General features: G+C 71.9%; 24 protein-coding genes and 1 tRNA gene. 5 read left to right on the top strand and 20 right to left on the bottom strand.

Annotated elements, in window-relative coordinates; translation table 11 throughout:
* Position 1: 1 nt before the first annotated feature.
* Together LQK93_RS15600 and LQK93_RS15595 are read right to left on the bottom strand one after the other, a co-directional pair.
* Positions 2-334: a 2TM domain-containing protein gene (locus LQK93_RS15600; RefSeq protein WP_374968686.1), complete on the bottom strand. Its 333-nt coding sequence runs from the start codon at positions 332-334 to the stop codon at positions 2-4.
* 165 nt (positions 335-499) lie between these two features.
* Complete coding sequence (locus LQK93_RS15595) at positions 500-1,111, bottom strand: hypothetical protein (RefSeq protein ID WP_374968685.1); 612 nt, start codon at positions 1,109-1,111, stop codon at positions 500-502.
* 202 nt (positions 1,112-1,313) lie between these two features.
* Here LQK93_RS15595 and LQK93_RS15590 point away from each other — a divergent pair, with 202 nt between their 5' ends.
* Together LQK93_RS15590 and LQK93_RS15585 are read left to right on the top strand one after the other, a co-directional pair.
* Positions 1,314-3,491, top strand: a complete 2,178-nt coding sequence (locus LQK93_RS15590) for a glycogen debranching N-terminal domain-containing protein (protein WP_374968684.1) — start codon at positions 1,314-1,316, stop codon at positions 3,489-3,491.
* Positions 3,492-3,661: 170 nt separating this feature from the next.
* Positions 3,662-4,750, top strand: a complete 1,089-nt coding sequence (locus LQK93_RS15585; RefSeq protein ID WP_374968683.1) for a glycosyltransferase family 4 protein — start codon at positions 3,662-3,664, stop codon at positions 4,748-4,750.
* A gap of 80 nt (positions 4,751-4,830) precedes the next feature.
* Here LQK93_RS15585 and LQK93_RS15580 read toward each other — a convergent pair.
* The 6 genes from LQK93_RS15580 to LQK93_RS15555 all read right to left on the bottom strand — a co-directional run bounded on the left by LQK93_RS15580 (position 4,831) and on the right by LQK93_RS15555 (position 7,717).
* Positions 4,831-4,903: transfer RNA gene (locus LQK93_RS15580), tRNA-Ala, on the bottom strand.
* 82 nt (positions 4,904-4,985) lie between these two features.
* Positions 4,986-5,636 (bottom strand): histidine phosphatase family protein, encoded by a 651-nt coding sequence (locus tag LQK93_RS15575; protein ID WP_374968682.1) that lies wholly within the window; start codon positions 5,634-5,636, stop codon positions 4,986-4,988.
* Positions 5,637-5,664: 28 nt separating this feature from the next.
* Positions 5,665-6,072, bottom strand: a complete 408-nt coding sequence (rsfS, locus tag LQK93_RS15570; RefSeq protein ID WP_374968681.1) for a ribosome silencing factor — start codon at positions 6,070-6,072, stop codon at positions 5,665-5,667.
* A gap of 8 nt (positions 6,073-6,080) precedes the next feature.
* Positions 6,081-6,740 carry a nicotinate-nucleotide adenylyltransferase gene (gene nadD / locus LQK93_RS15565; protein WP_374968680.1) on the bottom strand — a complete coding sequence of 220 codons (660 nt, stop codon included), beginning with the start codon at positions 6,738-6,740 and terminating at the stop codon, positions 6,081-6,083.
* A gap of 17 nt (positions 6,741-6,757) precedes the next feature.
* Positions 6,758-7,009, bottom strand: a complete 252-nt coding sequence (locus LQK93_RS15560; RefSeq protein ID WP_374968679.1) for a hypothetical protein — start codon at positions 7,007-7,009, stop codon at positions 6,758-6,760.
* Positions 7,010-7,102: 93 nt separating this feature from the next.
* On the bottom strand, positions 7,103-7,717 hold the full coding sequence (locus tag LQK93_RS15555) for a DUF402 domain-containing protein (protein WP_374968678.1): 615 nt from the start codon (positions 7,715-7,717) through the stop codon (positions 7,103-7,105).
* An 83-nt stretch (positions 7,718-7,800) separates the two neighbouring features.
* On the opposite strand from LQK93_RS15555, the gene LQK93_RS15550 reads away from it, so the two are divergent.
* Positions 7,801-8,874, top strand: coding sequence for a glycosyltransferase family 2 protein (locus tag LQK93_RS15550; protein ID WP_374968677.1), 1,074 nt, complete (start codon positions 7,801-7,803; stop codon positions 8,872-8,874).
* 97 nt (positions 8,875-8,971) lie between these two features.
* On the opposite strand, the gene LQK93_RS15545 is transcribed toward LQK93_RS15550, so the two are convergent.
* Together LQK93_RS15545 and LQK93_RS15540 are read right to left on the bottom strand one after the other, a co-directional pair.
* Positions 8,972-9,673, bottom strand: coding sequence for a class I SAM-dependent methyltransferase (locus LQK93_RS15545; RefSeq protein ID WP_374968676.1), 702 nt, complete (start codon positions 9,671-9,673; stop codon positions 8,972-8,974).
* 46 nt (positions 9,674-9,719) lie between these two features.
* A complete protein-coding gene (locus tag LQK93_RS15540; protein WP_374968675.1) occupies positions 9,720-11,003 on the bottom strand; it encodes a glutamate-5-semialdehyde dehydrogenase in 1,284 nt (427 codons plus the stop codon).
* Positions 11,004-11,134: 131 nt separating this feature from the next.
* Between LQK93_RS15540 and proB the strand changes: the two genes are divergently transcribed.
* Positions 11,135-12,247, top strand: coding sequence for a glutamate 5-kinase (gene proB / locus LQK93_RS15535; protein WP_374968674.1), 1,113 nt, complete (start codon positions 11,135-11,137; stop codon positions 12,245-12,247).
* A gap of 142 nt (positions 12,248-12,389) precedes the next feature.
* The gene (locus tag LQK93_RS15530; RefSeq protein ID WP_374968673.1) at positions 12,390-12,794 is read left to right on the top strand and encodes a hypothetical protein; all 405 of its coding nucleotides are present in this window, start codon (positions 12,390-12,392) and stop codon (positions 12,792-12,794) included.
* 193 nt (positions 12,795-12,987) lie between these two features.
* Here the strand turns inward: LQK93_RS15530 and LQK93_RS15525 are convergent, their stop codons facing one another.
* From LQK93_RS15525 to LQK93_RS15480, 10 genes are all read right to left on the bottom strand, one after another.
* Positions 12,988-14,628 carry a cation acetate symporter gene (locus LQK93_RS15525; protein WP_374971522.1) on the bottom strand — a complete coding sequence of 547 codons (1,641 nt, stop codon included), beginning with the start codon at positions 14,626-14,628 and terminating at the stop codon, positions 12,988-12,990.
* Between the two features lie 5 nt (positions 14,629-14,633).
* Positions 14,634-14,921 carry a DUF485 domain-containing protein gene (locus LQK93_RS15520; protein WP_374971521.1) on the bottom strand — a complete coding sequence of 96 codons (288 nt, stop codon included), beginning with the start codon at positions 14,919-14,921 and terminating at the stop codon, positions 14,634-14,636.
* Between the two features lie 206 nt (positions 14,922-15,127).
* Positions 15,128-16,783 carry a cation acetate symporter gene (locus LQK93_RS15515; RefSeq protein ID WP_374968672.1) on the bottom strand — a complete coding sequence of 552 codons (1,656 nt, stop codon included), beginning with the start codon at positions 16,781-16,783 and terminating at the stop codon, positions 15,128-15,130.
* A gap of 16 nt (positions 16,784-16,799) precedes the next feature.
* Positions 16,800-17,270, bottom strand: a complete 471-nt coding sequence (locus tag LQK93_RS15510; protein ID WP_374968671.1) for a hypothetical protein — start codon at positions 17,268-17,270, stop codon at positions 16,800-16,802.
* On the bottom strand, positions 17,267-18,064 hold the full coding sequence (locus LQK93_RS15505; protein ID WP_374971520.1) for a LytR/AlgR family response regulator transcription factor: 798 nt from the start codon (positions 18,062-18,064) through the stop codon (positions 17,267-17,269). The genes LQK93_RS15510 and LQK93_RS15505 overlap by 4 nt, the downstream gene beginning before the upstream one ends.
* Before the next feature lie 14 nt (positions 18,065-18,078).
* Entirely contained in the window at positions 18,079-19,203 is a 1,125-nt protein-coding gene (locus LQK93_RS15500; RefSeq protein ID WP_374968670.1) for a sensor histidine kinase, read from the bottom strand.
* A 145-nt stretch (positions 19,204-19,348) separates the two neighbouring features.
* Positions 19,349-20,878, bottom strand: coding sequence for a GTPase ObgE (obgE, locus tag LQK93_RS15495; protein ID WP_374968669.1), 1,530 nt, complete (start codon positions 20,876-20,878; stop codon positions 19,349-19,351).
* Between the two features lie 132 nt (positions 20,879-21,010).
* Positions 21,011-21,280 carry a 50S ribosomal protein L27 gene (gene rpmA, locus LQK93_RS15490; protein ID WP_374968668.1) on the bottom strand — a complete coding sequence of 90 codons (270 nt, stop codon included), beginning with the start codon at positions 21,278-21,280 and terminating at the stop codon, positions 21,011-21,013.
* A 48-nt stretch (positions 21,281-21,328) separates the two neighbouring features.
* Complete coding sequence (gene rplU, locus LQK93_RS15485) at positions 21,329-21,637, bottom strand: 50S ribosomal protein L21 (protein WP_142186173.1); 309 nt, start codon at positions 21,635-21,637, stop codon at positions 21,329-21,331.
* 132 nt (positions 21,638-21,769) lie between these two features.
* Positions 21,770-25,141, bottom strand: a complete 3,372-nt coding sequence (locus LQK93_RS15480) for an Rne/Rng family ribonuclease (protein WP_374968667.1) — start codon at positions 25,139-25,141, stop codon at positions 21,770-21,772.
* Between the last annotated feature and the right edge of the window lie 82 nt (positions 25,142-25,223).

Here is a 25,223-nt window from a genome sequence, read left to right as displayed (position 1 = left end):
CTCAGCGACGCCGCAGCCGCTCCATCTCCTCGGTGACCTGCTTCTCGGTGGGCGTGTCCACCACGTAGGCGTCGACGGCGTTGGCCACCAGGCCGATGCCCCATCCGGCGAGGATGAAGGCGGGCCAGAAGAAGCTCGCACCCGTCATGGCCCAGATCAGGACCAACATGCCGTTGACGAGCACGTAGATCAGCAGGTGCACCCGGAAGTCGGCCTTCTTCTTGAGCCGACCCAGCGCTCTGTCCCTGAGGAGGTCCTCCTCCGGGACGACCCGGTCGACCGTGGGGTCCGGGCTGCCGTGTCGGGGTTCGGACGGGACCTGGTTCGCGGTCATGGTGCTCACCGCTCCTTCACGGGCCGCCGTGCGGCGGGCCTACACGGCTCCCTACCTCCAGCGTAGGAGCCGGCTCCCCCGTCGGCGGCGAAGGGTGCGCCGGATCACCAGCTCTGCCGGCGCCGTCCAAGGCACGTGGCGTATGCGGTCGCATAGCTCGACGGGTCAGAGGACGTAGGCGTCGCCCGACCGACGGAAGCCGAGCTTCTCGTAGTACGGCTCCACCATGGCGGGCGGGGTCAGGACCCGGCGGAAGCCGCGCGACCGGAACGGCCCGTCGGGCCCGAAGATGAACTCCCCCGGCGTCAGGTCACGATGGCGGGGCGTCACCCAGTCCAGCAGCAGCTGGGCGGTGCCGTGCCCGAGGTCGCGCATCAGGACGACGCCGACGGTCTCGTCGCCCCGCAGCACGAGGTAGGACAGGGCGCCGGCGAACGGGTCGTGGACGAACTGCGGGTTGTAGCGCCGGATGTCGCTCTCGTGCACGCGGAGCACGTGCCGCAGGTACGTGTCGTCGCCGGCGACCTCGAGCACCTCGTAGGCGCCGGCGTCGTGCTTCTCCCGGGCCATCCGGACGAGGTGGAAGACGTTGATCCCCGCCAGCACCACGTTGAGCCCCACCATGGGCCACACGTGGAGGACGGCGTTGTAGGCGATGAGCACGACGCAGCCGACGAGGTTGAACAGCCGAAGCCGGTGCAGCTGCGTCTGCAGCAGCGACCACACCAGCACCGCGGAGCCGGCCCAGCCGATCGCCTCGAGCCACCAGCTACCCATGACCGCGACCCTAGCCCTCGGACGCGGTGATCCCGGCCGGATGGAGGTGATCCCGCCGCGGCGACCACCCCCGTCGGGCCGGTCAGGCGGCGGACGGCTCGATGCCGAACCCTTCGCGCTCCCGGTGACGTCCCGGTCACTGGAGGGCCACGGTGCTGTGCTGGTCCTTGACAGTACGGCCGGTTGCAGGTCGGCTTGAGTCATGAGCGAGGGCTGGGCGTTCACAGGCGGACCACCGAGCGCCGGCATCGTGTCCCAGGTGTCCCTCGTCCAAGGGCGTTCCTTCTGCGTCTCCGGCTCCTCCGGCGACATCGGGGCCGGTGCAGGCCAGGGGCTGGTGGTCAAGGACACCCGGTTCCTGGACCACCTCGAGCTGCGTGTGGACGGCGAGTCGCTCGAGCCCCTGACGGTGCAGTCGCTCGGCCCGCACGCCGCCACCTTCGTCACCCGCCGCCACCCCGGGCACGGGCTCGCGGACAGCACGCTGCTCGTCGTGCGGCGTCGCTACGTGGGCGGCGGGATGGTCGAGGACATCACGGTGGAGAACCTCAGCAGCGAGGCCGTGGACGTGATGCTCACCCTGACCGCCGACACCGACTTCGCGGGCCTCTTCGATGTCAAGGAGGGCCATCTCGACCGCCGGCGAGCCCAGGACACCACGGTCAGCATGGACCAGACGGCCCTGCGACTGCACGTCGAGGGGGCAGACCCGCGGGGTCTCGAGATCAGCGGCACGGGTGCCTACACCGTCTTCCAGCACGGCTTGGTGTGGCGCCTGTCCCTCCCCGCGAGGGGGACGACGACCGTCACGGTCCGCGTGGTGCCCTCGTTCCGCAGCATCCCCCTGCCGACGCCCTACCACCACGGCGTGGCTCGCCACGAGAGCGAACCGGCCAAGGAGCACCGACGTTGGCGTGCGCGGAGCCCCGTGGTGCACTCCGGCGATCCCCGACTCGACGCCCTCGTCGTCAACAGCATCGGCGACCTGGCCGGCCTACGGATCGAGGACCAGAAGCACCCGAGGCGAGTGCTTCTCGCAGCCGGCGCACCGTGGTTCATGACGGTCTTCGGCCGGGACTCGCTCCTGACCAGCTGGATGCTGCTGCCCATGGACCCGCGGGTGGCGCGCAGCACCCTGGAGGTGCTGGCGCAGGACCAGGGACGCGTCGTCGACCCGCGCACCGAGGAGGAGCCGGGGCGCATCCTGCACGAGGTGCGCTCGGGACTCACGGAGGAGCCCGGTGGCGAGGAGGACACGGTCTACTACGGCACGGTCGACGCCACCCCCCTCTTCGTGATGCTCGCCGGCGAGCTGCTGGGGTGGGGTGCCCCCGAGACGGACATGGGGGCGCTGCGCCGGCACGTCGACCGGGCCCTCCGCTGGATCGAGGACTACGGCGACGCAGACGGTGACGGCTTCGTCGAGTACGAGCGTGCCACCGACCGGGGCCTGGTCAACCAGGGCTGGAAGGACTCCTTCGACGGGATCACCTACGACTCGGGTGCCATCGCCGAGGCGCCGCTGGCGCTGGCCGAGGTGCAGGGCTACGTCTACGCGGCGCTACGTGCGGGGGCCCGGATCGCCGACTCCGTGCGCGACGGGGAACGGGCGCGGGAGCTGCGGTCGCGGGCAGCGGCCCTCAAGCGCCGCTTCAACGACCGTTTCTGGCTGCCCGACCGGGGCCACTACGCCCTGGCGCTCGATGCCGAGAAACGGCCGGTCGACTCGCGCGCCTCCAACATGGGGCACTGCCTCTGGACCGGAATCGTCGACGAGGAGCATGCGCGCCAGACGGCGTCCGCCCTGATGTCGCCGGAGATGTTCAGCGGCTTCGGCATCCGGACCCTGTCGTCGAGGGCGGGCGCCTACAACCCGATGAGCTACCACAACGGGTCGGTGTGGCCCCACGACAACGCCATCATCGCCGCAGGCCTGCGCCGCTATGGTTTCGTCTCAGAGGCGAACCAGGTGGCCCTCGCCCTGCTCGACGCCGCCGACAGCTTCGACGGGCATCTCCCGGAGCTGTTCTGCGGTTTCGGCCGCGACGAGTTCGAGGTGCCCGTGCCCTACCCGACGTCGTGCTCACCGCAGGCGTGGGCGGCCGCAGCTCCGCTCCTGCTGTTGCGCACCCTCCTCGGCCTCGACGTCGACTCGCCGGCCGGGGTCGTGCACGTGGACCCCAGGGTGTCCGAGTCGCTGCTGCCGCTCTCGGTCGAGCAGCTCCACGTGGGCGGCCAGCTCCTCGGCGTCGAGGTCGACCAGGGGGGCCGGCGCACGACGGGCCTCACGCAGCCGCTGCGCGTCGAGCCGGGAGTGAGCGAGCCGACGACGGAATCGCTGCAGCCCGCGGGGTTGCCTCCGGAGGCTGCCAAGCGCTGACCCTGCCCCCAGTGCGGGAGGTCAGAGGCCGGATGCGGGCGGTTCGCCGCACGGGAGGACGCGCACGTGGTGATACTGGAGGGTCGGGGGCCGATCAGGAAGCCGCGGAGCGGCTCCTGGGGGTGATGAAGCTGTCGATGCGAGTCGTGTCCGGAGGGACACAGCACCCCGTGACGCGGCCCCGAGTGCTGCGCATCGCGATGGTGGCACCGCCCTACTACACCGTGCCTCCGGACGGCTACGGAGGCATCGAGGCGATCGTCGCCGGCCTCATCGACCGGCTCGTCGCCCGCGGGCACCGGGTGACGCTGTTCGCGGCCGGTGCGCGCGGCACGGCGGCGCAGGAGTTCGTCCGTACGAGCGAGCGGACGATGTCCGGCCGGCTGGGCGAGGCGATCCCGGAGGTGGTCAACGCGGCCCGGGTCCTCGGCCAGCTGCGCTCGCGTCCAGTGGACATCGTGCACGACCACACCATTGCCGGACCGCTCACCGCAGCCGGGCGGGTCGCCCCGACGCTCGTCACCGTGCACGGCTCCGCGACGGAGCTGGCGGACGTCTACCGTCCGCTCGGCCGCACGGTCTCGCTGGTGGCGATCTCGCACGCACAGCGCGCCAGCGAGCCGGGCCTCAACTGGGTTGCCACCGTCCACAACGGTATCGACGCGCGCAGCTTCCCGTACCGCTCGCGCAAGGACGACTACGTCCTGTTCATCGGTCGGTTCCACCCGCAGAAGGCACCGCACCTGGCCATCGAGGCCGCGCGACGAGCGGGAGTGCGCATCATCCTCGCCGGCAAGTGCACCGAGCCCATTGAGCACGAGTACTACCGGACGAAGGTGGCGCCGCTGCTCGGCCGGGACGCTCTCGACGTCGGCATCGCGGACGGCGCGCTCAAGCGGCGGCTGCTGGCCGGCGCCCGCTGCCTCGTCTTCCCGATCTGCTGGCCGGAACCGTTCGGCCTCGTCATGGTCGAGGCCATGGCCTGCGGGACTCCGGTGGTGGCCCTGTCCGCGGGCTCGGCGCCGGAGGTGGTGGCGCACGGGCGCACCGGCTTCGTCGTCGAGCGGCCGGAGCAGCTGGCCCGTGCGATCACCGACTGCGAGCGGCTGGAGCCGTCCGACTGTCGTCGCCTCGTCAGCGAGCGCTTCAGCCTCGACGCGATGGCCGCGGCCTACGAACGCACCTACCGTCGGGTGCTCGAGCACCAGCTGGGTCAGCGGCCGGACGGCCGACTGCCGCAGGCGCGGGCCGAGGGCTGAGCGCTCGCAAGCTGCCGCGACGAGGGAAGGAAAGACCAGAAGGACCGGACACGAGTGGTGTCCGGTCCTTCTGGTGTCGGTGGAGCTGAGGGGACTCGAACCCCTGACCCCCTGCATGCCATGCAGGTGCGCTACCAGCTGCGCCACAGCCCCTTGCGTTGTCACCTCGTCGAAGCGACTGCGTAACCATAGCCGGTTCGCCGCCGAGAGCCCAAATCGGGGCGGCCCTGCGGCGTCAGACGTTCCAGGGGCCCAGGTTCCACCCTCCGATGCGCCACCGGACGGCCTCGGAGAAGCTCTTCCCGCTCTCGACGAGCTCGATCCAGTGGCAGTTGCCCAGCCCCCGGAACACCGCGTCGGAGACGTCCTGGTCGAGCCCCACCAGGTCGGTCGCCGCCACGCGCGCGGAGACGCCGTGCGCCACGACGACAGCCGTCTGCCCCGGTCGGAGCGCCTCGGCGACGTCGCGTAGGGCTGCGCCGGCCCGCTCGGCGACCTCCGCCCGGCTCTCACCCGTGACGCCCCGCTGGACGTCCTCGCCGCGGTCGAGGGCAGCGACGAGGTCCGGGTAGCGCGCGCGGACGTCGTCGGCGTGCAGTCCCTGCCACTCCCCCACGTGCACCTCCCGCAGGCGCGCGTCGAGCCGCACGGTCAGTCCGGTCAGCGCGGCGATGGCCTCAGCGGTCGTGGCAGCACGCTGCAGGTCGCTGGAGACGATGAGCGCAGGCTGGTAGGCCGCCAGGTGGGGTGCGGCGGCCGCGACCTGCTCGTGGCCGCGCGCCGACAGCTCGGTGTCCTTGTGGCCCTGCCAGACCCGGGCCGCGTTGTCGACCGTCTCGGCGTGGCGCACGAGGACGATGCGGCGGGGCCCACCGGACCCGGTCACGGGCAGCGGCCCGTGGACCCGGAAGCGCTCACGCCTCGGTGACCTCGGAGTCGTCGACGCCGGGACGTGCCGGGACGGTGACGCCGGTGAGGTCGACCTCCGGGCAGTCCTTCCAGAGTCGCTCCAGGGCGTAGTACTCGCGCTCCTCCTCGTGCTGGACGTGCACGATGATGTCGCCGAAGTCGATGAGCACCCAGCGTCCCTCGCGCTCGCCCTCGCGGCGGACGGGCTTGCTGCCCTGCTCGCGGAGCCGGTCCTCGACCTCGTCGACGATGGCACCGACCTGCCGCTCCGAGGGGGCGGAGGCGATGACGAAGACGTCGGTGAGGGGCATCTGGTCGCTCACGTCGATGGCGAGCACCTTCTCGGCGAGCTTCTCCTCAGCCGCCAGGGCGGCCACCTTCGCGAGCTGGATGGAATGGTCTGCTGCGGTCACGGATCTCCTTAAGACGAAAGACTGGGGGCGCCGTCGCTGCGTGCGCCGTCGCGACGCGCGCCTGCCCCGTCCTCCGCGGGGTGCGCAGGGACCGGGGTCGCCTGCGGGTTGGCGTAGAGGTGGTACTTGTTGATGTACTGGACGACGCCGTCGGGCACGAGATACCAGACCGGCTCCCCGGCCGCCACGCGGGCCCGGCAGTCGGTGGAGCTGATCGCCATGGCGGGCACCTCCTGCAGCGTCACGCGGTCCTCGGGGAGCCCCTTGTCGGAGAGCTCGTGCCCGGGGCGGGTGACACCGATGAAGTGCGCCAGCTGGAACAGGTGCTCGACGTCCTTCCACGAGAGGATCTCGGCGAGGGCGTCGGCACCGGTGATGAAGAACAGCTCGTCGTCGGGCCGCTCGTCCCGGATGTCACGCAGGGTGTCGATGGTAAACGTGGGGCCGGGACGTTCGATGTCGACCCTGCTGACGGTGAAGCGCGGGTTGGAGGCCGTCGCGATGACGGTCATGAGGTAGCGGTCCTCCGCGGAGGAGACGTGGCGGTCGGCCTTCTGCCAGGGCTGGCCCGTGGGGACGAAGACGACCTCGTCGAGGCCGAAGCGGGTCTGGACCTCACTGGCCGCCACCAGGTGCCCGTGGTGGATCGGGTCGAAGGTCCCGCCCATGACCCCGAGGCGCATGGTCAGTGGTGCGCTCCGCCGGAACCGCTCGTGCCTTCGCGGGTGCCCTCGCTGGAGCCCCGGCGCGCGCCCTCGGCGGGCCGCGTCGGGCGCGGCGCCTGCACCTTGTACGCGGTGTTGCGGAAGCTCCACGTCACGGCGAGCGCCACGAGGAAGAGCGCGAAGGTGATGAGGAAGTAGGCGATCACCGGCATGGGAAGCTCGCGGGCGGCTTGCTCCCCCTGCGTGACGAGTGCGACGGCGCGATCAGACATGCCGCCCAGCCTAGCGCCCGCGCGCCGCGACACACGCAGCGCGTGCCCCCGCGCTCCCCGTCCGTATGCCGTGCCCGTGTGCGTCCGCCGCCGTCACTCCCCGGGTCCACCCTCGTGCTCACCGGTTCCGGCGCGGCGCAGCCATGCGTGCCCGACGCTCGCGAACGGCTCCTGCCCGGACGCCACGGCCGCGAAGATCCGGTCGCGCCACCGCTGCGCGAGGGGGACGACCTCGGGCGGGTAGGCCAGCTCGACCTGGTGCACGGCGAACTCGTCCTCGTCGTCGACGAAGAGGTGGCCCTCGCGCGTGAGGACGACGTCGAGGTCCAGGTCAACCATCGTCACCTCCCACTCCGGGCCGTCTCCCCCGGCGGTGCGCCGTCGCCACACCGGCTCGGTGGTCATGTCGGCGTAGACGGTGATCTCGCGGTGGGCCGGGTAGAAGCCCACGGCATACGCCCCCTCGTGGGGTGCGAGCGTCACCCACCCGTCGCTCGCGACGAACTCTGCCCCGGGGCGCGCGCAGCGCGTGCCCGCCGGCGAGTACCACCAGTGGCCGTGCCCGTCGGCACCGAGGTAGCGGCCCTCCCACTCCCAGTGACGACCACCACCCCACTTGGTGTGGCGGCACGCGAGCGGGGTGCCCGGCGGGAGCCCACCTGCCGGCATACCGCGCCCTGGAGGGTGCTCTGCAGTGGTCTGCCCCATGCGGCGCACCCTACCGGCGACGTCACAGACTGCGCTCAGCGCGGCGGCAGGCGCCGCCTACCGGGGGCAGTAACCTTGGACGCATGGTTCCTGAGTTGTCCGTGGTGATCCCGATGTTCAACGAGGAGGAGGTCCTGCCGCTGCTCGTGCAGCGCCTGCGCCCGATCCTCGACGGAATGAGCGTCCCGTACGAGGTCGTCGCCGTCGACGACGGCAGCAAGGACCTGACGGCCGTGCTGCTCCAGCGCTACCACCGCGAGTGGCCGAACCTGCGGGTCCTGCGCCTGCGCGCCAACGCCGGCCACCAGGCCGCGATCTCCGCCGGTCTCGCCAGCGCGCTCGGGGACTACGTCGTGACGATCGACGCCGACCTTCAGGACCCGCCGGAGATCATCCCCCAGATGCTGGCGGCCGCCAAGGACGACGGCGTCGACGTCGTCTACGGCGTGCGCAACGACCGCTCCACCGACACCTGGTTCAAGCGCGCCTCCGCGCAGGCCTTCTACAAGCTCATCGGCCTGATGTCGCAGACCTCCGCCCACGCCGACGCCGGTGACTACCGCCTCATGTCCCGTGCCACGGTCGACGCGATCAACAGCCTCCCCGAGCACAACCGGGTGCTGCGCTTCATCGTGCCGGCGCTGAACTTCCCGTCCGACACGGTCGAGTACAAGCGTGAGGAGCGGGCCGCCGGGGACTCGAAGTACCCGCTCATGAAGATGGTCAAGCTCTCGCTCGACTCGCTGACCGGCTTCTCCACGGCCCCGCTGCGCCTGGCGACGTTCGCCGGCTTCGGCGGCGCGGTGCTGGCCGTCCTGCTCGTGCTCTACACCCTCATCTCTCGCTCGCAGGGTCACACCGTCGCCGGTTGGACCTCGACGGTGGCCATCGTCGCCGGGGTGGGAGCGGTCCAGCTGGTGTGCGTCGGCATCCTCGGCGAGTACATCGGCCGGATGTACGGCCACATGCAGGGCCGCCCGACCTACTTCATCGCCTACGACTCGATGACCGCCCAGGGCCGTGACCACGGGCCGACCGACACGCCGCTGCCGGCGCAGCCTCACCCCGAGACGATCCAGGCCACCGACGAGGCGCCCGACGCAGCCGCCCACCCCGTCCGGGTCCCCAGCCCGCAGCCGAGCCGGCTGCGGGGCTGAGGCCGAGCCGGGGGGTGACGCCGGGCCGGATCTCACCGGCCCGGCGTCATTGCTGTCTGCGGCTTACGCGTGGCTGCGGCTCACGCGTGTCTGCGGCTCACGCCTGGCGGCGGGGTCGAGCCGTGACGAGCAGACTGACTCCCGGGAGATTGCCGACCGGCAGGTAGCGCTCGGCCGTGATGACGGTGCGCAGACCGAAGTTGACGGCGGGGTGCAGGTCCTCCAGGTCCGAGCCGGAGCTGTGACGACGGCGCATCGCCACGACGGGGCGCAGCAGCACGTTCCACGAGCGCACGTCGGCGACCTCGAAGCCACCGCGACGCAGCAGGTCCACCAGTCCATCCCGGGTGTAGCGGCGCACGTGGTCGACGGCCTCGTCGTGACTCGACCAGAGCCTGGGGTCGGCCGGGACGGCCACGAGGTAGGTGCCGGTCGGCTTGAGCACGCGACGCACCTCCGCGACGGCGGTGTCGTCGTCGTGCAGGTGCTCGAGCAGGTCGAAGGCGACGACCAGGTCGAGCGCGGCGTCGGAGAACGGCAGACGCGTCGCGTCGGCGCGCACCGTCGCCAGCCCGCGCTCGTGGGCGACCTGCGCGCCGTCCTGGCCGTACTCGAGCGCCACTGCGTCCCAACCGTGCTCGCGCAGGACCCGGGTGTTGCCCCCGCCCGCGGCGCCGATGTCGAGTGCGTGACCGGGCGTCAGGCCCGCTATCGCCTTGGCGAGGAGGTGGCGCCGTTCGCGGTACCACCAGTGGTCGTCCTCCAGCTGCGCGAGCTTGCGGACCTCAGTGCCTTCCATGGTGCGACATCATGCCATCCAGCAGGGTGAGCGCCGTACACGGTCGTCACCGGGTGTGCCCGTCACCCTCCACGACCCACTTCGTGGTCGTCAGCTCCGGCAGCGCCATGGGTCCGCGGGCGTGCAGCTTCTGGGTCGAGATGCCGATCTCGGCGCCGAACCCGAACTCGCCGCCGTCGGTGAAGCGCGTGCTCGCGTTGACCATGACGACCGCAGCGTCGACCTCGGCGGTGAACCGGCGGGCGGCCCCGCGATCCTCCGTCACGATCGCCTCGGTGTGCCCGGTCCCGTAGCGCCGGATGCGCTCCATCGCCTCGTCGACGTCGTCCACGACGGCGACGCTCAGCTCCAGCCCGTGCCACTCGGTGCCGAAGTCCTCCTCGCTCGCGATCTCGTATGCCGCCCCCGCCGCCTCGGCGTACTCGGTGACGTCGGGTGCCACGTGCAGGCGCACTCCGGCCCCCGCCAGGTCCGTCAGCACCTTCGGGAGGAAGTCGGCGGCGACGTCACGGTGCACGAGGAGCGACTCGGCAGCGTTGCAGACGCTCGGGCGCTGGGTCTTGGCGTTGACCGTGATCGCCTGTGCCTTGTCGAGGTCCGCTGCGCGGTCGACGTAGACGTGGCACACTCCGACGCCGGTCTCGATGACGGGGACGGTGGACTCACGCACCACGGTCTGGATCAGGTCGGCGCCGCCCCGGGGGATGACGAGGTCGACGTGGCCGCGGGCCGTCATCAGCGCGCGAGCGGCGTCTCGGCCACCCTCCTCGAGGAGCGTGATGGCATCGACCGGGAGCCCCTGCGCCGCGAGCGACTCACGCAGCGCGGTGACCAGCGCGTGGTTGCTGCTGGCCGCCGCCGAGCCACCGCGCAGCAGCACGGCGTTGCCCGACTTGAGGGCGAGGCCGGCGGCGTCGACCGTGACGTTCGGGCGCGCCTCGTAGATCATCCCGATGACGCCCATGGGCACGCGCACCTGCCGGATCTGCAGGCCGTTGGCCAGGGTCGACCCGCGCACGACCTCACCGACGGGGTCGGGCAGTGCCGCTACGTCGCGCAGCGCCTGCGCGACGGCCGCCACCCGGTTCGCGTCGAGGCGCAGCCGGTCCTGCAGGCTCTCGCTCATGCCGGCGGCCCGGCCGCGCTCGAGGTCCTCGGCGTTGGCGTCGACGACGGTCGTGGTGGCGGCGTCCACGGCGTCGGCGAGCAGGAGCAGGGCTGCGTCCTTCTCGGCGCGCGACATCAGGGCGAGGTGGCGCGAGGCCGTCCGCGCCCGACGCGCCAGTGCCGTCACCTGCTCGACGACGGCGGGGTCGATCGTCTGGGACATGCCTCCAGCCTAGGTCGTCGCAGCCACCGGGCCGCTCCCCTCCCGGGGGCTGGACCGGCTCGTTCACGGGCCGCCGCCCTCCGGTCTGGACGCCTCTGCGCGCACCACCTCGGTTCACTAGAGTTCCGGGTGTGTCGCCCCATTCGGTCATCCGCAGTGCCCGGCGCCTCGTCGTCAAGGTCGGCTCCAGCTCGCTGACCGGCGTCGACGGCGGCATCGACGTCGCCCGCCTGGTGGCCCTGTCGAACGCCCTGGCGCGGCGGCACCTCGACGGCACCCAGGTCGTGCTCGTCAGCTCGGGGGCGATCGCCGCAGGCCTGCACCCGCTCGAGCTGGCGTCGCGACCGCGCGACCTGGCCACCCAGCAGGCCGCCGCCTCGGTGGGACAGGGCGCCCTGCTCGCCGCGTACACGCACGCGTTCGGCCTGCACCACATCACGGTGGGCCAGGTGCTGCTCACCGCCGACGACGTGACCCGCCGCACGCACTACGCCAACGCCCGCCGCACCCTCGACCGCCTGCTCGACCTCGGCGTGCTGCCCATCGTCAACGAGAACGACACGGTGGCCACGAGCGAGATCCGCTTCGGTGACAACGACCGCCTGGCGGCCCTCGTCGCCCACCTGATCGACGCCGACGCACTCGTCCTGCTCTCCGACGTCGACGCGCTCTACGACGCGCCGCCCCACCGACCCGGAGCGCGCCGCATACCCGTCGTCCGGGGGCCACAGGACCTCGCGGACGTGGCGGTGGGCGGCCGCGGGTCCAAGGTGGGCACCGGCGGGATGGCCACGAAGATCGAGGCGGCCCGCATCGCCACGGCGGCCGGCGTGGTCACGACGGTCACGGCCGCCGACCGGGTGGTCTCGGTCCTCGCCGGCGAGGACGTCGGCACCATCTTCCTGCCCGTCGGCGTACGGGGCCGCTCGCGGCGCCTGTGGCTCGAGCACGCCACCACCGCGCGGGGCCGGCTGGTCGTCGACGACGGCGCCGTCGCCGCCCTCGTGCACCGCAAGAAGTCCCTGCTCCCCGCCGGCATCATCTCGGTGGAGGGCACCTTCCACGACGGCGACCCTGTGGACGTGTGCCGTCCCGACGGCACGCCCGTGGCGCGCGGGCTGGTCAACTACAGCTCGTCCGAGCTGCCGCCCCTGCTCGGGCGTTCCACGAGGGAGCTGGCTCGGGACCTCGGTCCCGAGTACGAGCGCGAGGTCATCCACCGGGACGACCTCGTCCTCCTCTAGCCGGGTCGGCAGGGACGGCCGGCCGCCCCTCCGCTCACGGTCCGCCCGAGAGGTAGCGGCTCGCCGGGGCCGGTGCGGCGACGGGCCGGGCACGCCGCCGCCGGTGGACGGCCCACCCACCCGGAAGCGGAGCAGGCCCGTCGTGCGCGGGAGACGGTCGCGGGTCGAGATGGTCGCCGCGACGGTGCCCGCCAGCAGGGACACGACCGCGACGACCGCCACCTGGGCCCCGCTCGCCGCCGCCGTGGACCCGACCGCGAACTCGACCAGCGGGCCCACGAGCGCGCGGGCGACGACGGCGGCAGCGGCATACGCCCCGATCGCCGTCAGGCGGGACGACGAGCGCAGGGCCCCGCCCACGAGCGCGAGGACCGGGACCGCCACGACCAACGTGCCGACCAGCTCGCCGGCGACGACGGCGAGCAGGCTCAGGCGCCAGCCTGACGCGACGCCCTCGACCAGGACCGTGAGGACGGCGAGCAGCATCGAGAGCCACACCCCCGTCATGGCCCCGCCTCCGAAGCCGCGCCCGGGCCGCCACGTGTAGCTGTCCCGGTCCCGTCCCGACCCGACCGACATGGTGTCCTCCCGTCTCGCCCCGCATCCGGCGGCTCCTGACCCCTTCTACGGCGCAGCCTGCCCGAAGGTTGCCACGCCGACCGGAGAAGCTGTCGGACGAGCCGGAGGCCGCGCACTCCGCTGGTGTGCGCGACCTCCGCGTGCGTGCTGCTCCCTGCTGTTCAGTGCTGCGTGGCCGCCTCGGCGCCGTGGCCGGTCAGCGAGCGCACCTCCATCTCGGCGTACTTGGCGGCGTTGCACTCCGTGCTCGTCACCGTGCCGATGTAGCCCAGCAGGAAGCCGAGCGGGATCGAGATGATTCCCGGGTTGTCCAGCGGGAACCAGTGGAAGTCGACGCCCTGGAGCATCGACGGGCTCTTCCCGGTCGCCGGGTCGACGGCCTTGCCGGACACGACCGGGCTGAAGATGATCAGCGTGATGGCGCTGACCAGTCCGCCGTAGATGCTCCACAGCGCGCCGCGCGTGTTGAACCGCTTCCAGAAGAGCGAGTAGAGGATCGTCGGCAGGTTCGCACTCGCCGCGATGGCGAAGGCGAGGGCCACCAGGAAGGCGATGTTCTGCCCGAGGGCGAAGATGCCGCCGATGATGGCGATGGCGCCGAGGACCAGCGCGGCGATGCGCGCGACCTTGACCTCCTCCTCCGGGGTGGCCTTCCCGTTCTTGACGACGGTGTTGTAGATGTCGTGCGACAGGGACGCGCTGGCCGTGATGGTCAGCCCCGCGACGACCGCGAGGATCGTGGCGAAGGCGACGGCCGAGATGATGCCGAGGAGGATCTCGCCACCCAGCTCGAACGCCAGCAGCGGGGCCGCGGAGTTCACACCGCCGGGGGCCTTCTTGATGGCACCGGCGCCGACGAGCTCAGCCGCGCCGAAGCCGAGGACCAGCGTCAGCAGGTAGAAGATGCCGATCAGCCAGATGGCCCAGACGACCGAACGTCGGGCCTCGCGCGAGGTGGGCACGGTGTAGAACCGCATGAGGACGTGCGGCAGGCCGGCGGTGCCGAGCACCAGCGCCATCGCCAGCGAGATGAAGTCGACCGGGTTCTTGTACTGCAGCCCCGGCTGGAGCAGGTCCTTGCCCCCCGTGCTCTGCGAGGCGGCCGTGGCATCGCCGAGCAGCGTGGAGAGGCTGAAGCCGAACTTGCCGAGCACCCAGACCGTCATGACGGCGGCGCCGATGATGAGCAGGACGGCCTTGATGATCTGCACCCAGGTCGTGCCCTTCATGCCGCCGTAGATGACGTAGAAGATCATCAGGATGCCGACGACGACGATGACGAGCCGCTGGCCGAGCGCCCCCTCGATGCCGAGCAGGAGGGCCACGAGACCGCCGGCGCCCGCCATCTGGGCGAGCAGGTAGAAGAACGAGACGACGAGCGTCGAGATCGCTGCCGCGATGCGCACCGGACGCTGCCGCAGCCGGAAGCTGAGCACGTCGGCCATCGTGTACTTGCCGACGTTGCGGAGCAGCTCCGCGACGAGGAGCAGGGCGACGAGCCAGGCGACGAGGAAGCCGATGGAGTAGAGGAACCCGTCGTAGCCGTTGATGGCGATGGCGCCCGCGATGCCGAGGAACGAGGCCGCCGAGAGGTAGTCACCGGCGATGGCGATGCCGTTCTGGCGACCCGTGAAGGCCCGTCCGCCGGCGTAGTACTCGGCCGCACTGCGGTTGTTGCGCGAGGCCCGGATGACGATCGCCAGGGTGACGACGACGAAGAGGGCGAAGATGCCGATGTTGATCGCCGGGTTGCCCACGGTCGTGCCGGCCGCCGGGGCCAGCGCGGGGGCCGAGCTCAGCAGGGCGCTCACTGGTTTTCTCCCATCTTGCGGGCGAGGGCTTCGGCCTCGGGGTCGAAGACGCGGTCGGCCCAGCGGGCGTAGACCATCGTGATGACGAAGGTCGAGACGAACTGGAGCAGGCCCAGGATCAGGCCCCACGTGACGTTGCCGGCGACCCGCGTCCCCATGAAGCCCTTGGCGAAGACGGAGAGCAGGACGTAGAGGAAGTACCACGCGAGGAACAGCGCGGTCAGCGGGAAGACGAAGCGGCGGAACTTGCTGCGCAGCTGTGCGAACTCGGGCGAGTCCTGCATGGCGACGTTGGCGTCGACGGCGACGCGGTCTGGAGCCTCTTTGCTCACGGGCCACCTCCGGGGCGGTTCGGGTCGTGCCGGGTGTGCCGGGACGGGCAGCGCTGTGCTGCTGCCGGCGTCAGCAAGGGTAGGAGCGCCGCCGCAGCCCCGTCAGCGGCAGCGGGCGGCACATCGGCCAGCGGCCCCGACCGTTCGCCGTACGCGGCTCAGCTGCGACGAGCGGTCGTGTCCGAGCGACGAGCGGAGGGGCTGGTGCTGTCGTATGCCGTCCCGGTCGCGCCGTGCGCCGGTCGCGTCCCGTGGTCGACGAGTCCCGTCCCCAGGCGGCCCGGTCGGGCGTGGCGCCGTTCGGGGTGGAAGGAGCCGCGGTTGAGGTCGACGTCCTCCGGCGCGTGCAGGCGCACCATCGTGCGGCCCACGTGCTCGGGGGTGCGCGAGCGCGTCGCGAGCGAGACCGCCACCATCGTGGCGAAGGACAGCGGGACGCTCACGGCGGCAGGCTGCGTCATCACGACGCCGAACCACCCGCCGGTCGCGATGCCGAAGGTCGTCGTCACGACGGCTCCCATGGACAGGCTGCCGCCCACGACCATCCCGGCGACGGCGCCGACGGCGGTGAGGCCGCGCCACCAGATCCCGAGGAGCAGCATCGGGCAGGACGTCGACGCCGCCACGGCGAACGTCAGCTCCACTGCGTGGGCGACCGGGACGCCTGCCGACACGACCGTCAGCAGGAGCGACACGACGACGACCACCACGGTGGAGAGCCGGAAGGCCCGGATCCCCTGGCGATGGCCGGCGCCCCGGCTCATCAGGTCCTGGCTCAGCACGCCGGCCACCGACACCACGAGGCCGGTCGACGTGGACAGGAACGCCGCGAAGGCACCCGCGGCCAGCAGGGCCGTGAGTCCCTCGGCGACCGGCCCGTCGAAGACCCGGCTCGGCAGCTCGAGCACCACAGAGTCGGCCCTGCCTGCGGCCACGAGGTCGGAGGCGACGTAGCGCCCGAGGACCCCGTAGGCGACGGGCAGCAGGTAGAAGCCGGACAGGAGCACGAGCACGACGAGGGTCGCACGCCGAGCGGCCCGGCCGTCGCGGTTGGTGTAGAAGCGCACGACGACGTGCGGCAGGCCCATCGTGCCGCAGAAGGTCGCGAGGACCAGCGAGTACGTCAGGTAGAGGGCGTTGTCTCCCCGCAACGGTTCGACCCAGTCGGAGACGAAGACCGCGCCCACGTCCGGCTGGCCGGCTCGCACCCCCACCGAGCCGAGGAGGAAGAAGAGCGGCGTCAGCAGGGCCACGAGCTTGAGCCAGAAGTGGAAGGCCTGCACGAGCGTGACGCTGCGCATGCCGCCGGGCAGGACGTTGAGGCCGACGACCACCGCCACCGCGAGCTGGCCCACCCAGCTCGGCGCGCCGGTGAGGGTGTGCAGGGTCAGGCCCGCGCCCTGGAACTGCGGGATGAGGTAGAGCAAGCCGATCGCCAGGACGAGCAGGCTCGAGACCCTGCGGGCGACGACCGACTCGAGCCGCAGCTGGGCGAAGTCGGGAAGGGTGTAGGCACCGGAGCGGCGCAGTGGGGCGGCCACGAAGACGAGCAGCAGCAGGTAGCCGGCGGTCCAGCCCACCGGCAGCCAGAGCATGTCGACGCCCCGGGCGAGGACGAGCCCGGCCACGCCGAGGAAGGAGGCTGCAGAGAGGTACTCGCCGCTGATCGCCGAGGCGTTGAGCACCGGCCCGACGCCGCGCGAGGCTACGTAGAAGTCGCTCATCGTCCGGGAGAGGCGCAGCCCGAACGCGCCGACCGCCAGCGACGTGATCGAGACGAGGACGAGGGCTGCGACGCTCGCGGAGTTGGTCACCGGTGACGCCTTCTGCTCACCGGCCGGCGAGCAGGTCGCTGAAGGTGGCCTCGTTGCGCTCGGACCGTCGCACGTAGAACCACCCGAGGAGGATGATCTCCACGAAGGCGGTGACCGTCAGCAGGAGCCAGGGAAGAGGCACGCCCAGCAGCTGCACCTCGGCGACTGCCGGCACCGTCCGGAAGAGCAGCGGCAGCAGGCCCAGCGTCACGGCGAGCACGACCAGAACCACGAGCGCGAGCCGCAGCTGGCTGCGCATGAGCGAGGTGATGTAGACCTCCCCCAGCCGCGTCTGCTCGTCGATCTCCGACGCGACCGAGAGGCTGCGGGTGCGCGCCGCGGACGTACGAGGGCTCGTGACCCGTACGCGTGACCGCGCGGGCGCGCGGGCCTCGCCTGGCACGGCACGGACGTGCGTCTCGTCGGCGCCCGACGGCATACCTCGTCGGGTGGGTCCCCCCGGCCCCGACGGGTCGATGGCGCTCATGTCGCGGACCGGCCGAGCGGCTGGGCGCGCCCGACGAGCAGGTCACGCAGCTCCCGCGCGTGGCGACGGCTCACTGCCAGCTCGTGGCCGCCGACGACGACCGTCGTGCGTCCGCCCTCGGTGCGCCACTCGGTGATGTGCCCGAGAGCCACGAGCGACGAACGGTGGATCCGCACGAAGCCGGCCTCGCGCCACCGGTCAGCCAGTGCCGTCAACGGCACCCGTACGAGGTGGCTGCCGGCGGCCGTGTGCAGCCGCGCGTAGTCGCCCTGCGCCTCGACGAAGAGGACCTCGGAGCGCGGCACCAGCCGGCTCACGCCCCCCAGCTCGACGACGATGCTCTCGTCGGCAGGCGACGCGGCGGGCTCGCGCCCGTTCAGCTGGCGCACGACCCGTCGCACCGCCTGGTCGAGCCGCTCGTCACGGACCGGTTTGAGGACGTAGTCGACGACGTTGAGCTCGAACGCGTCGACGGCGTGCTGCTCGTGGGCCGTCACGAAGACGATCGGAGGCTGCGTCGTGAAGCGGGAGAGGACACGTGCCAGGTCCAGACCGCTCAGGCCCGGCATCTGCACGTCGAGGAAGACCGCATCCACCTGCTGCTCGTGGAGCACGCGCAACGCGGCCTCGCCGGAGCCGGCGGGCACGACGTGCCCCACGCACTCGTGACGGCCGAGCATCCACGCCAGCTCGTCGAGCGCCGGTGCCTCGTCGTCGACCGCCAGCACCCGCAGCAGCGGCGCACCGTTGGGCGGTGTGGGCGGTGCCGGCGCGCTGCCCGGTGACGCTGACACGGCCGAGGAGGAGCTCACAGGTGCACCCCCGGCCGGAACTTGGGCAGCCGCACGACCACCTTCGTGCCGGCGCCCCGCGCCGTCTCCACCACCAGGCCGTAGTCGTCGCCGAAGGCCGTGCGGAGGCGCTCGTCGACGTTGGCCAGTCCGACGGACCCGCTGCTCGGGTCGCCGGCCAGCACGCGGCGGACCCTCTCCGGGTCCTCCCCCACGCCGTCGTCCTCGATCGTGACGACGCACTCGTGGTCGGCGTCCTGGGCGGTGATGCTCACCTCGCCGTCTCCCGCGCGGCCCTCGATGCCGTGCTGCACGGCGTTCTCGACGAGTGGTTGCAGGCACAGGAACGGCACGACGACGGGCAGCACCTCCGGCGCCACCCGCACGGTCACCCGCAGCCGGTCGCCGAAACGGGCCTTCTCGATGACCAGGTAGGCCTCGATCGAGCGCAGCTCCTCGGCCAAGGTCGTGAACTCGCCGTGCCGACGGAAGGAGTAGCGGGTGAACTCGGCGAGGTCGAGGAGCAGCTCCCGCGCCCGCTCCGGGTCGGTCCGCGTGAACGACGCGATCGCCGTCAGCGAGTTGTAGACGAAGTGCGGGCTGATCTGGGCGCGCAGGGCGCGCACCTCGGCCTCCATCAGGCGGTTGCGTGAGGCGTCGAGCTCGGCGAGCTCGAGCTGCCCCGAGACCCACCGGGCGACCTCGTCGGTCGCCCGGACCAGGCTCGCCGAAGCCAGTCCGGTGAAGACCTGCAGCGTGCCGACGACCTTCTCGTCGATGCCGAGAGGCGCGACGATCGCCTGGCGCACGACGCACGACGACTCCGCGCACGCCACGGCGGCCCCGTCGACGACCGTGGTGCGGCCGTGCTCGAGGGTGCCCGCGGCGATGGCGGCCGGCTGGCTCGCATGGTGCGACCGGCCGCCGACCCAGGCGAGCAGGCCCGTCGTGTCGGTCATCGCCACGGCAGGGGCACCCAGCAGGACGCGCAGGTGCTTGAGGGACTTCTCGGCCGCGGCGGCGCTCAGGCCCAGACGCAGGGGCGGCGAGGCCAGCAGCGCCGTGTGCAGGGTGCGGTAGGTGGCGCGGTCGGCCTCGGTGCCGAGGTGACCGCGACGAAGCAGCGCGCCCCACGAGCTCATGGCCACACCCTACGGGTCGCGCCGGACGCGAAGTGGGTGGTTCGTCCCCCCACCAGGCCCTGCTCCGGCCCGCGACACGTCGAGTGGGCACCCTCGCGAGGGAGGCGCCCACTCGACGAGATGGCGGAGGTGAGCCGGGCCTCGGTCAGGCGTCGTCCTCGTCGGCGGCGACGTGCCACAGCCCGGAACGACGCTCGGCCTCGAGCTCGTCCTGCGTCGCCGCGCGGGCGGCGTAACGGTCCTTCTGGGCCTCGCGCTTCTCGTCACGCGTCGGCCGTGAGGCCTCCGACAGTCGCAGGTCGGTGCCGCGCGAGCCGAGGAGCTCGGCTCCGGCCTGCAGCGTCGGCTCCCAGTCGAAGACGACCGCGTCGTCGGTGGCGCCGATGACCACGGTGTCGCCGGCGACGGCGCCCACCTTGAACAGCTCCTCCTCGACGCCGAGACGGCCCAGGCGGTCGGCGAGGTAGCCGACGGCCTCGTCGTTGCTGAAGTCGGTCTGGCGCACCCAGCGCACGGGCCGGTCGCCCGTGACGCGGTAGAAGACGCCCTCGGGACCCTCCTCGCGCGTGACGGTGAAGCCCTTGTCGTCGACGGAGCGCGGCCGCAGGACGACGCGCTTGGGCATCGCGGCCTCGGCCTCGATCTCCTTGCGTGCCTCCTCCACGTGGCGGGCCATGGCGAAGGTCAGCTCGCGCAGGCCCTGGTGGGCGACGGCCGAGACGATGAAGACCTCGAGTCCGCGGGCCTCGAGGTCGGGCTTGACCATCTCGGCGAGCTCACGGGCCTCCGGCACGTCGGCCTTGTTGAGCACCACGATGCGGGTGCGCTCGGCGAGCGGTCGGCCGCCGAGGTCCGCGTCGGGGACGTAGAGGGACAGCTCGTTCTCGATGACGTCGAGGTCGGTCATCGGGTCGCGGCCCGGCTCGAGCGTCGCGCAGTCGATGACGTGCACGAGCACCGAGCAGCGCTCGACGTGGCGCAGGAACTCGAGGCCCAGCCCCTTGCCCTCGTGGGCCCCCGGGATGAGGCCCGGAACGTCCGCGATCGTGAAACGGCTCGATCCGGCCGTCACGACGCCAAGGTTGGGCACGAGGGTCGTGAACGGGTAGTCGGCGATCTTCGGCTTGGCCGCCGACAGCACCGAGACGAGCGAGGACTTGCCGGCGCTCGGGAAGCCGATGAGGGCGACGTCGGCGAGCGACTTGAGCTCGAGCACGACCTCCACGTCCTCGCCCGGTTCACCAAGCAGGGCGAACCCCGGAGCCTTGCGACGAGCACTCGAGAGGGCCTTGTTGCCCAGGCCCCCACGACCGCCGGCGGCGATGACGTGCTCGGTGCCCATGCCGACGAGGTCGACGATGATCTGCCCCGAGGCGTCCTTGACGACGGTGCCCTCCGGCACGGCCAGCACGAGGTCGTCCCCGTCGGCGCCGTTGCGCTCGTCCCCCGCTCCGGGTGCGCCGTTGCCGGCCTTGCGGTGCGGGTGCCGGTGGTAGTCGAGCAGCGTCGTCGACGACGGGTCGACGCGCAGGATGACGGAGCCTCCCCGGCCCCCGTTGCCGCCGTCGGGGCCGCCGAGCGGCTTGAACTTCTCGCGCTTGACGGAGGCGACGCCGTGGCCGCCGGCTCCGGCGCTGAGGTGCAGCACCACGCGGTCGACGAAGGTCACTGCCATGGGGGGTCACTCTTCCAGATCAGGGTGGGCGGACGGCATACGCAAGATCGCACAAGCCGGGTCGCCCGGGAAAGGCGGAAGGGCGGGCCGCTCGGGCCCGCCCTTCCGGTACATCAGTGGTGATCGCGTCGATCACTCAGCGGCAGCGGTCTCCGGCTGCTCGATGTTGACCGTCTTGCGGCCGCGCCTGGTGCCGAACTTCACGGCGCCCGCGACGAGGGCGAACAGCGTGTCGTCGCCACCGCGACCGACACCCTCACCCGGGTGGAAGTGCGTGCCGCGCTGACGGACGAGGATCTCGCCCGCGTTGACCTTCTGGCCACCGAAACGCTTGACGCCGAGGAACTGTGCGTTCGAGTCGCGACCGTTGCGGGTCGAGGACGCACCCTTCTTGTGTGCCATGTCAGTTACTCCTTGAGGACGTTCTGTGCCGAGCCGATCAGGCGTCGATCACGCGGTGATGTCAGTGATCTTGACCTGGGTCAGCGGCTGACGGTGGCCCTGACGCTTGCGGTAGCCGGTCTTGTTCTTGTACTTCATGATCGTGATCTTGGGGCCCTTGGCGGCCTTGACGACCTCGGCCTTCACCGACACCTTGGACAGCTTGTCGGCGTCGGACGTGACCGTGGTCCCGTCCACGAGGAGCAGCGGCGTGAGCTCGATGGCATCGCCGGGCTGACCCGTCACCTTGTCGACGAGCAGGACATCGCCCACCGACACCTTCTCCTGGCGACCGCCAGCGCGAACAATCGCGTACACAGTGAAACTCACTTTCATCAGGGTTGGACACGCCGCTTTCGGCACCGGCCCGTCAACACGGGCCCGGTGGGCGCACCAAGAAACGAGATTACCGGCTGGGAGCTCCCAGCTCCAAACCGAGGTCGGGCCGGGTCAGGCGCGCTCGGACCCCTCTTCGTCGGCACCGGACCCCGTGGCGGCACGCGGCGGACCCGCGGGAGCCACGACCCGGCCGCGACGACGCCGGCCGCGTGCGGCGGGCTGGACGTCGACGGCGGCCTGGACGGGGGCGCTGCCCGTCGTCTCGACAGCCACCTCGCGCGTGCCATCGGCGGTGCCGCCGGCAGGCGCGGCATCGTCCGACTCGAGCTCGACGTGGGCGCCGCCCTGCGTGGCCTGTCCGTCACCCGGGTCACTCGCGTGGGTGTCGTCTCCCGGCCAGGGACCGGTGTCCTCCGGGAAGGCGTCGCCGGTCCTCGGCTGCGCCTCGGACTTGGACTCGGACTGGGGCTCGGGCTGGGAGTCCGCGCGGATCGCCTGGACCTCGGCGACCGCCTCGGCAGCGGCCTCCCCCGCGGGCTGGCCGGATGCGCTCTTGAGGGCGGCTGCGTGGGCCGCCGCAGCGATCTGCGCCGCGGTGGGGCCGCCCTTGGCCTCGCCGGTCGCCGGGGCGGGCGGTGCCGACTGGCCACCGTTGCCACCGGCGTTGCCATTGCCACCGGCGTTGCCGCTTTGGCCGCGTCCACGGCGACGGCTGCCGCCGCTGCTCTCCGGCTGGCTCGTCTCGTGTGGGTGCGCGCCCTTGTCGACGGGGTCCGTGTGGATGATGAACCCGCGCCCGTTGCAGTGCTCGCACGTCTCGGAGAAGACCTCGATCAGCCCCGACCCGACACGCTTGCGCGTCATCTGGACGAGACCCAGCGAGGTGACCTCGGCGACCTGGTGCTTGGTGCGGTCCCGGCCCAGGCACTCGAGCAGGCGACGCACGACGAGCTCGCGGTTGCTCTCGAGAACCATGTCGATGAAGTCGATGACGATGATGCCGCCGATGTCGCGCAGCCGCAGCTGGCGCACGATCTCCTCGGCCGCCTCGATGTTGTTCTTGGTGACCGTCTCCTCGAGGTTGCCGCCCGAGCCGACGAACTTGCCGGTGTTCACGTCGACGACCGTCATCGCCTCGGTGCGGTCGATGACGAGGGAGCCGCCGCTCGGCAGCCACACCTTGCGGTCCATGGCCTTGGAGAGCTGCTCGTCGACGCGGTAGTGGGCGAAGAGGTCCTCGTCGGACGACCACTTCGTGACACGGTCGGCGAGATCGGGTGCGACCGCGGAGATGTACGGGTGGATCTCGTTCCAGGCCTGCTCGCCGTCTACGACGAGCTGCTTGAAGTCCTCGTTGAACACGTCGCGGATGACGCGGACGGTCAGGTCGGGCTCGCCGTGCAGCAGCATCGGCGCCTGTCCACCGTTCGCGGACCCGGAGCCACCGTTCTTCTTCTTACCCTTGCTCTTGCCGGCGCGGGGACTGGACGCCGCCTCGGCCTTGGCCTGGATCTCCTCCCACGTGCGGGTGAGGCGCTCCACATCGGCACGCAGCTCCCCCTCGCTCGCGCCCTCGGCAGCCGTGCGCACGATGACACCGGCGGACTCGGGCACGACCTCGCGCAGGATCTTCTTGAGGCGGGCGCGCTCGGTGTCGGGAAGCTTGCGGCTGATGCCGGTCATGGAGCTGTTGGGCACGTAGACGAGGTAGCGACCCGGCAGTGAGATCTGCGAGGTCAGGCGCGCACCCTTGTGGCCGATGGGGTCCTTGGTGACCTGGACGAGGACCGTCTGGCCAGAGCTGAGCGCGTGTTCGATGCGCCTGGGCTGGTTGGCCTCGAGGCCTGCGGCGTCCCAGTTCACCTCACCGGCGTAGAGCACCGCATTGCGGCCCTTGCCGATGTCGACGAACGCGGCCTCCATCGAGGGCAGGACGTTCTGCACCCGGCCGAGGTAGATGTTCCCGGCCATCGACACGTTGGTGGCCTGGTCGATGTAGTGCTCGACGAGCACGCCGTCCTCGAGGACGCCCACCTGCGTGCGGCTGTCCTTGTTGCGCACGACCATGACGCGGTCGACCGCCTCACGCCGGGCGAGGAACTCGGCCTCGGTGATGACGGTGCGGCGGCGGCCGGCCTCGCGGCCCTCACGCCGGCGCTGCTTCTTGGCCTCGAGTCGCGTGGAGCCCTTGACGGCCACCGGCTCGTCGCTCTGCGTGCGCGGCTGGCGCACCCGGACGGAGACGTTGGGTGTCTCCTCGGCGGCGTCGGCCGCGGAGCCGGCCCGGCGGCGACGGCGACGGCGACGGCTCGAGCCGTTCGGGTCCTCGGACTCGTGGTCCCCATCCACCTCCGCGTCGCTCTCGGAGGCGGTCTCTGCCGACTCACCGGAGTCGCGGGACCGGCGCGGCCGGCGGGATTCGCGCTCGTCGTCCGAGTCCTCGTGCTCGACCGAGTCGGAGCCCTGCTCCTGCAGGTCGTCCTCGTCGGAGGCGCGACCGCGTCGGCCCTTGCCGCCGCGACGGCGGCGCGAGCGGCGCGGGCTGCTCTCCTCGTCGAGCTCGTCCCCCTGCTCCGGACGGCCGTCGGCGTTCCTCGGCTCCTCGTCGCGCTCGGGGTGCAGCTCCTCCTCGGGGACGGCTGCCTCGTCGGCACGGTCCTCGGCCTCCGGCTCCGGAGCGCCGCGGCGGCGGCGCGTGGGTGCGGCCTTGCTCGCATCAGGCGCCTGGAAGAGGACGCTGAAGCTGGGGACGGCCGTCCGCGGCGCCTCGGCCTCGGACTCCGCCGTCGTCTGCTGTTCGTCGGTCTCGGCGTCGACCTCCGGCGCCACGTCCGTCTCGGCGGCGTCGACGAGCGTCTCGACGTCGACGAGGGCACTGCGGTCGACGGTGTCGGCAGCCGCGGGCTCGGTGAGCGACCGGTCGCGGTCCCCGCCGTCGGCCGGGCGGACCGGCTCACCGGAGAGCACGTCGGCGACGAGCTCCTCGACGGCTGCACTGGCCCGGTCCGCCTTGGCGCGTGAGCCGCGCTTCGTGGCCCGGGCTGCGGGTGCGGCGCCATCGGTGGGCTCGGCCTTCTTGCGCGTGGCGCGCTTGCGCGCGGGCCGCTTGGTCTCCTGCGGTTCCTGGGGCTGCTGGGCCCGCTGGGGCTCGGCGTCCGGGGCCCCCGAAGCGCTCTGCGAGGCGGGGACGGGCTCGCCCGCCCCGGTGGTCGGGGCGGGAGCCGGCTCGCTGGACGGTGCGGCCTCGCCGGAGGGGCCCGCTGACGGCTCGGGCGAGTGCTCGGTCGAGGGTGCTGGTGCGGACGCCTTCTTGGTGACCCGCCTGCTGGCGCGCCGCCGGGGGGCAGGAGCCTCGGAGCTCGAGGCGTCCGAGGCGGTCGTGCCGTTGCCGGTGGCGCCGTCGGAGCTCTCCGGGGCGGTGCCCGGCTCGCCGGCGAACAGGGTGGCTTCCTGGCCTGAGGTGGTGTCGTCGTTGGGTGCCATGAGGCAACCTCCCGTCAGGTGCGGTGCGACCCACACGCGGCCGGGGCCGTCGACACCGCACGAGTGCGGTAGCAGTCGTCGC

This window comes from Terrabacter sp. BE26 (genome assembly GCF_041941675.1).
Lineage (GTDB): Bacteria > Actinomycetota > Actinomycetes > Actinomycetales > Dermatophilaceae > Terrabacter.
The sequence above is the reverse complement of the archived record's forward strand: the minus strand, read 5'-3'. Positions and strand labels throughout refer to the sequence as shown.

Excerpts from the sequence above, each read along its gene's own strand:
- LQK93_RS15510 (WP_374968671.1), bottom strand. The coding sequence starts at position 17,270 with ATGAGCGCCATCGACCCGTCGGGGCCGGGGGGACCCACCCGACGAGGT.
- rpmA (WP_374968668.1), bottom strand. The coding sequence starts at position 21,280 with ATGGCACACAAGAAGGGTGCGTCCTCGACCCGCAACGGTCGCGACTCG.
- nadD (WP_374968680.1), bottom strand. The coding sequence starts at position 6,740 with ATGGGCGGGACCTTCGACCCGATCCACCACGGGCACCTGGTGGCGGCC.
- LQK93_RS15540 (WP_374968675.1), bottom strand. The coding sequence starts at position 11,003 with ATGTCCCAGACGATCGACCCCGCCGTCGTCGAGCAGGTGACGGCACTG.
- LQK93_RS15600 (WP_374968686.1), bottom strand. The coding sequence starts at position 334 with ATGACCGCGAACCAGGTCCCGTCCGAACCCCGACACGGCAGCCCGGAC.
- obgE (WP_374968669.1), bottom strand. The coding sequence starts at position 20,878 with ATGGCAGTGACCTTCGTCGACCGCGTGGTGCTGCACCTCAGCGCCGGA.
- LQK93_RS15545 (WP_374968676.1), bottom strand. The coding sequence starts at position 9,673 with ATGGAAGGCACTGAGGTCCGCAAGCTCGCGCAGCTGGAGGACGACCAC.
- LQK93_RS15560 (WP_374968679.1), bottom strand. The coding sequence starts at position 7,009 with ATGTCTGATCGCGCCGTCGCACTCGTCACGCAGGGGGAGCAAGCCGCC.
- LQK93_RS15550 (WP_374968677.1), top strand. The coding sequence starts at position 7,801 with ATGGTTCCTGAGTTGTCCGTGGTGATCCCGATGTTCAACGAGGAGGAG.
- LQK93_RS15480 (WP_374968667.1), bottom strand. The coding sequence starts at position 25,141 with ATGGCACCCAACGACGACACCACCTCAGGCCAGGAAGCCACCCTGTTC.
- LQK93_RS15500 (WP_374968670.1), bottom strand. The coding sequence starts at position 19,203 with ATGAGCTCGTGGGGCGCGCTGCTTCGTCGCGGTCACCTCGGCACCGAG.
- LQK93_RS15595 (WP_374968685.1), bottom strand. The coding sequence starts at position 1,111 with ATGGGTAGCTGGTGGCTCGAGGCGATCGGCTGGGCCGGCTCCGCGGTG.
- LQK93_RS15555 (WP_374968678.1), bottom strand. The coding sequence starts at position 7,717 with ATGGGGCAGACCACTGCAGAGCACCCTCCAGGGCGCGGTATGCCGGCA.
- LQK93_RS15520 (WP_374971521.1), bottom strand. The coding sequence starts at position 14,921 with ATGCAGGACTCGCCCGAGTTCGCACAGCTGCGCAGCAAGTTCCGCCGC.
- LQK93_RS15590 (WP_374968684.1), top strand. The coding sequence starts at position 1,314 with ATGAGCGAGGGCTGGGCGTTCACAGGCGGACCACCGAGCGCCGGCATC.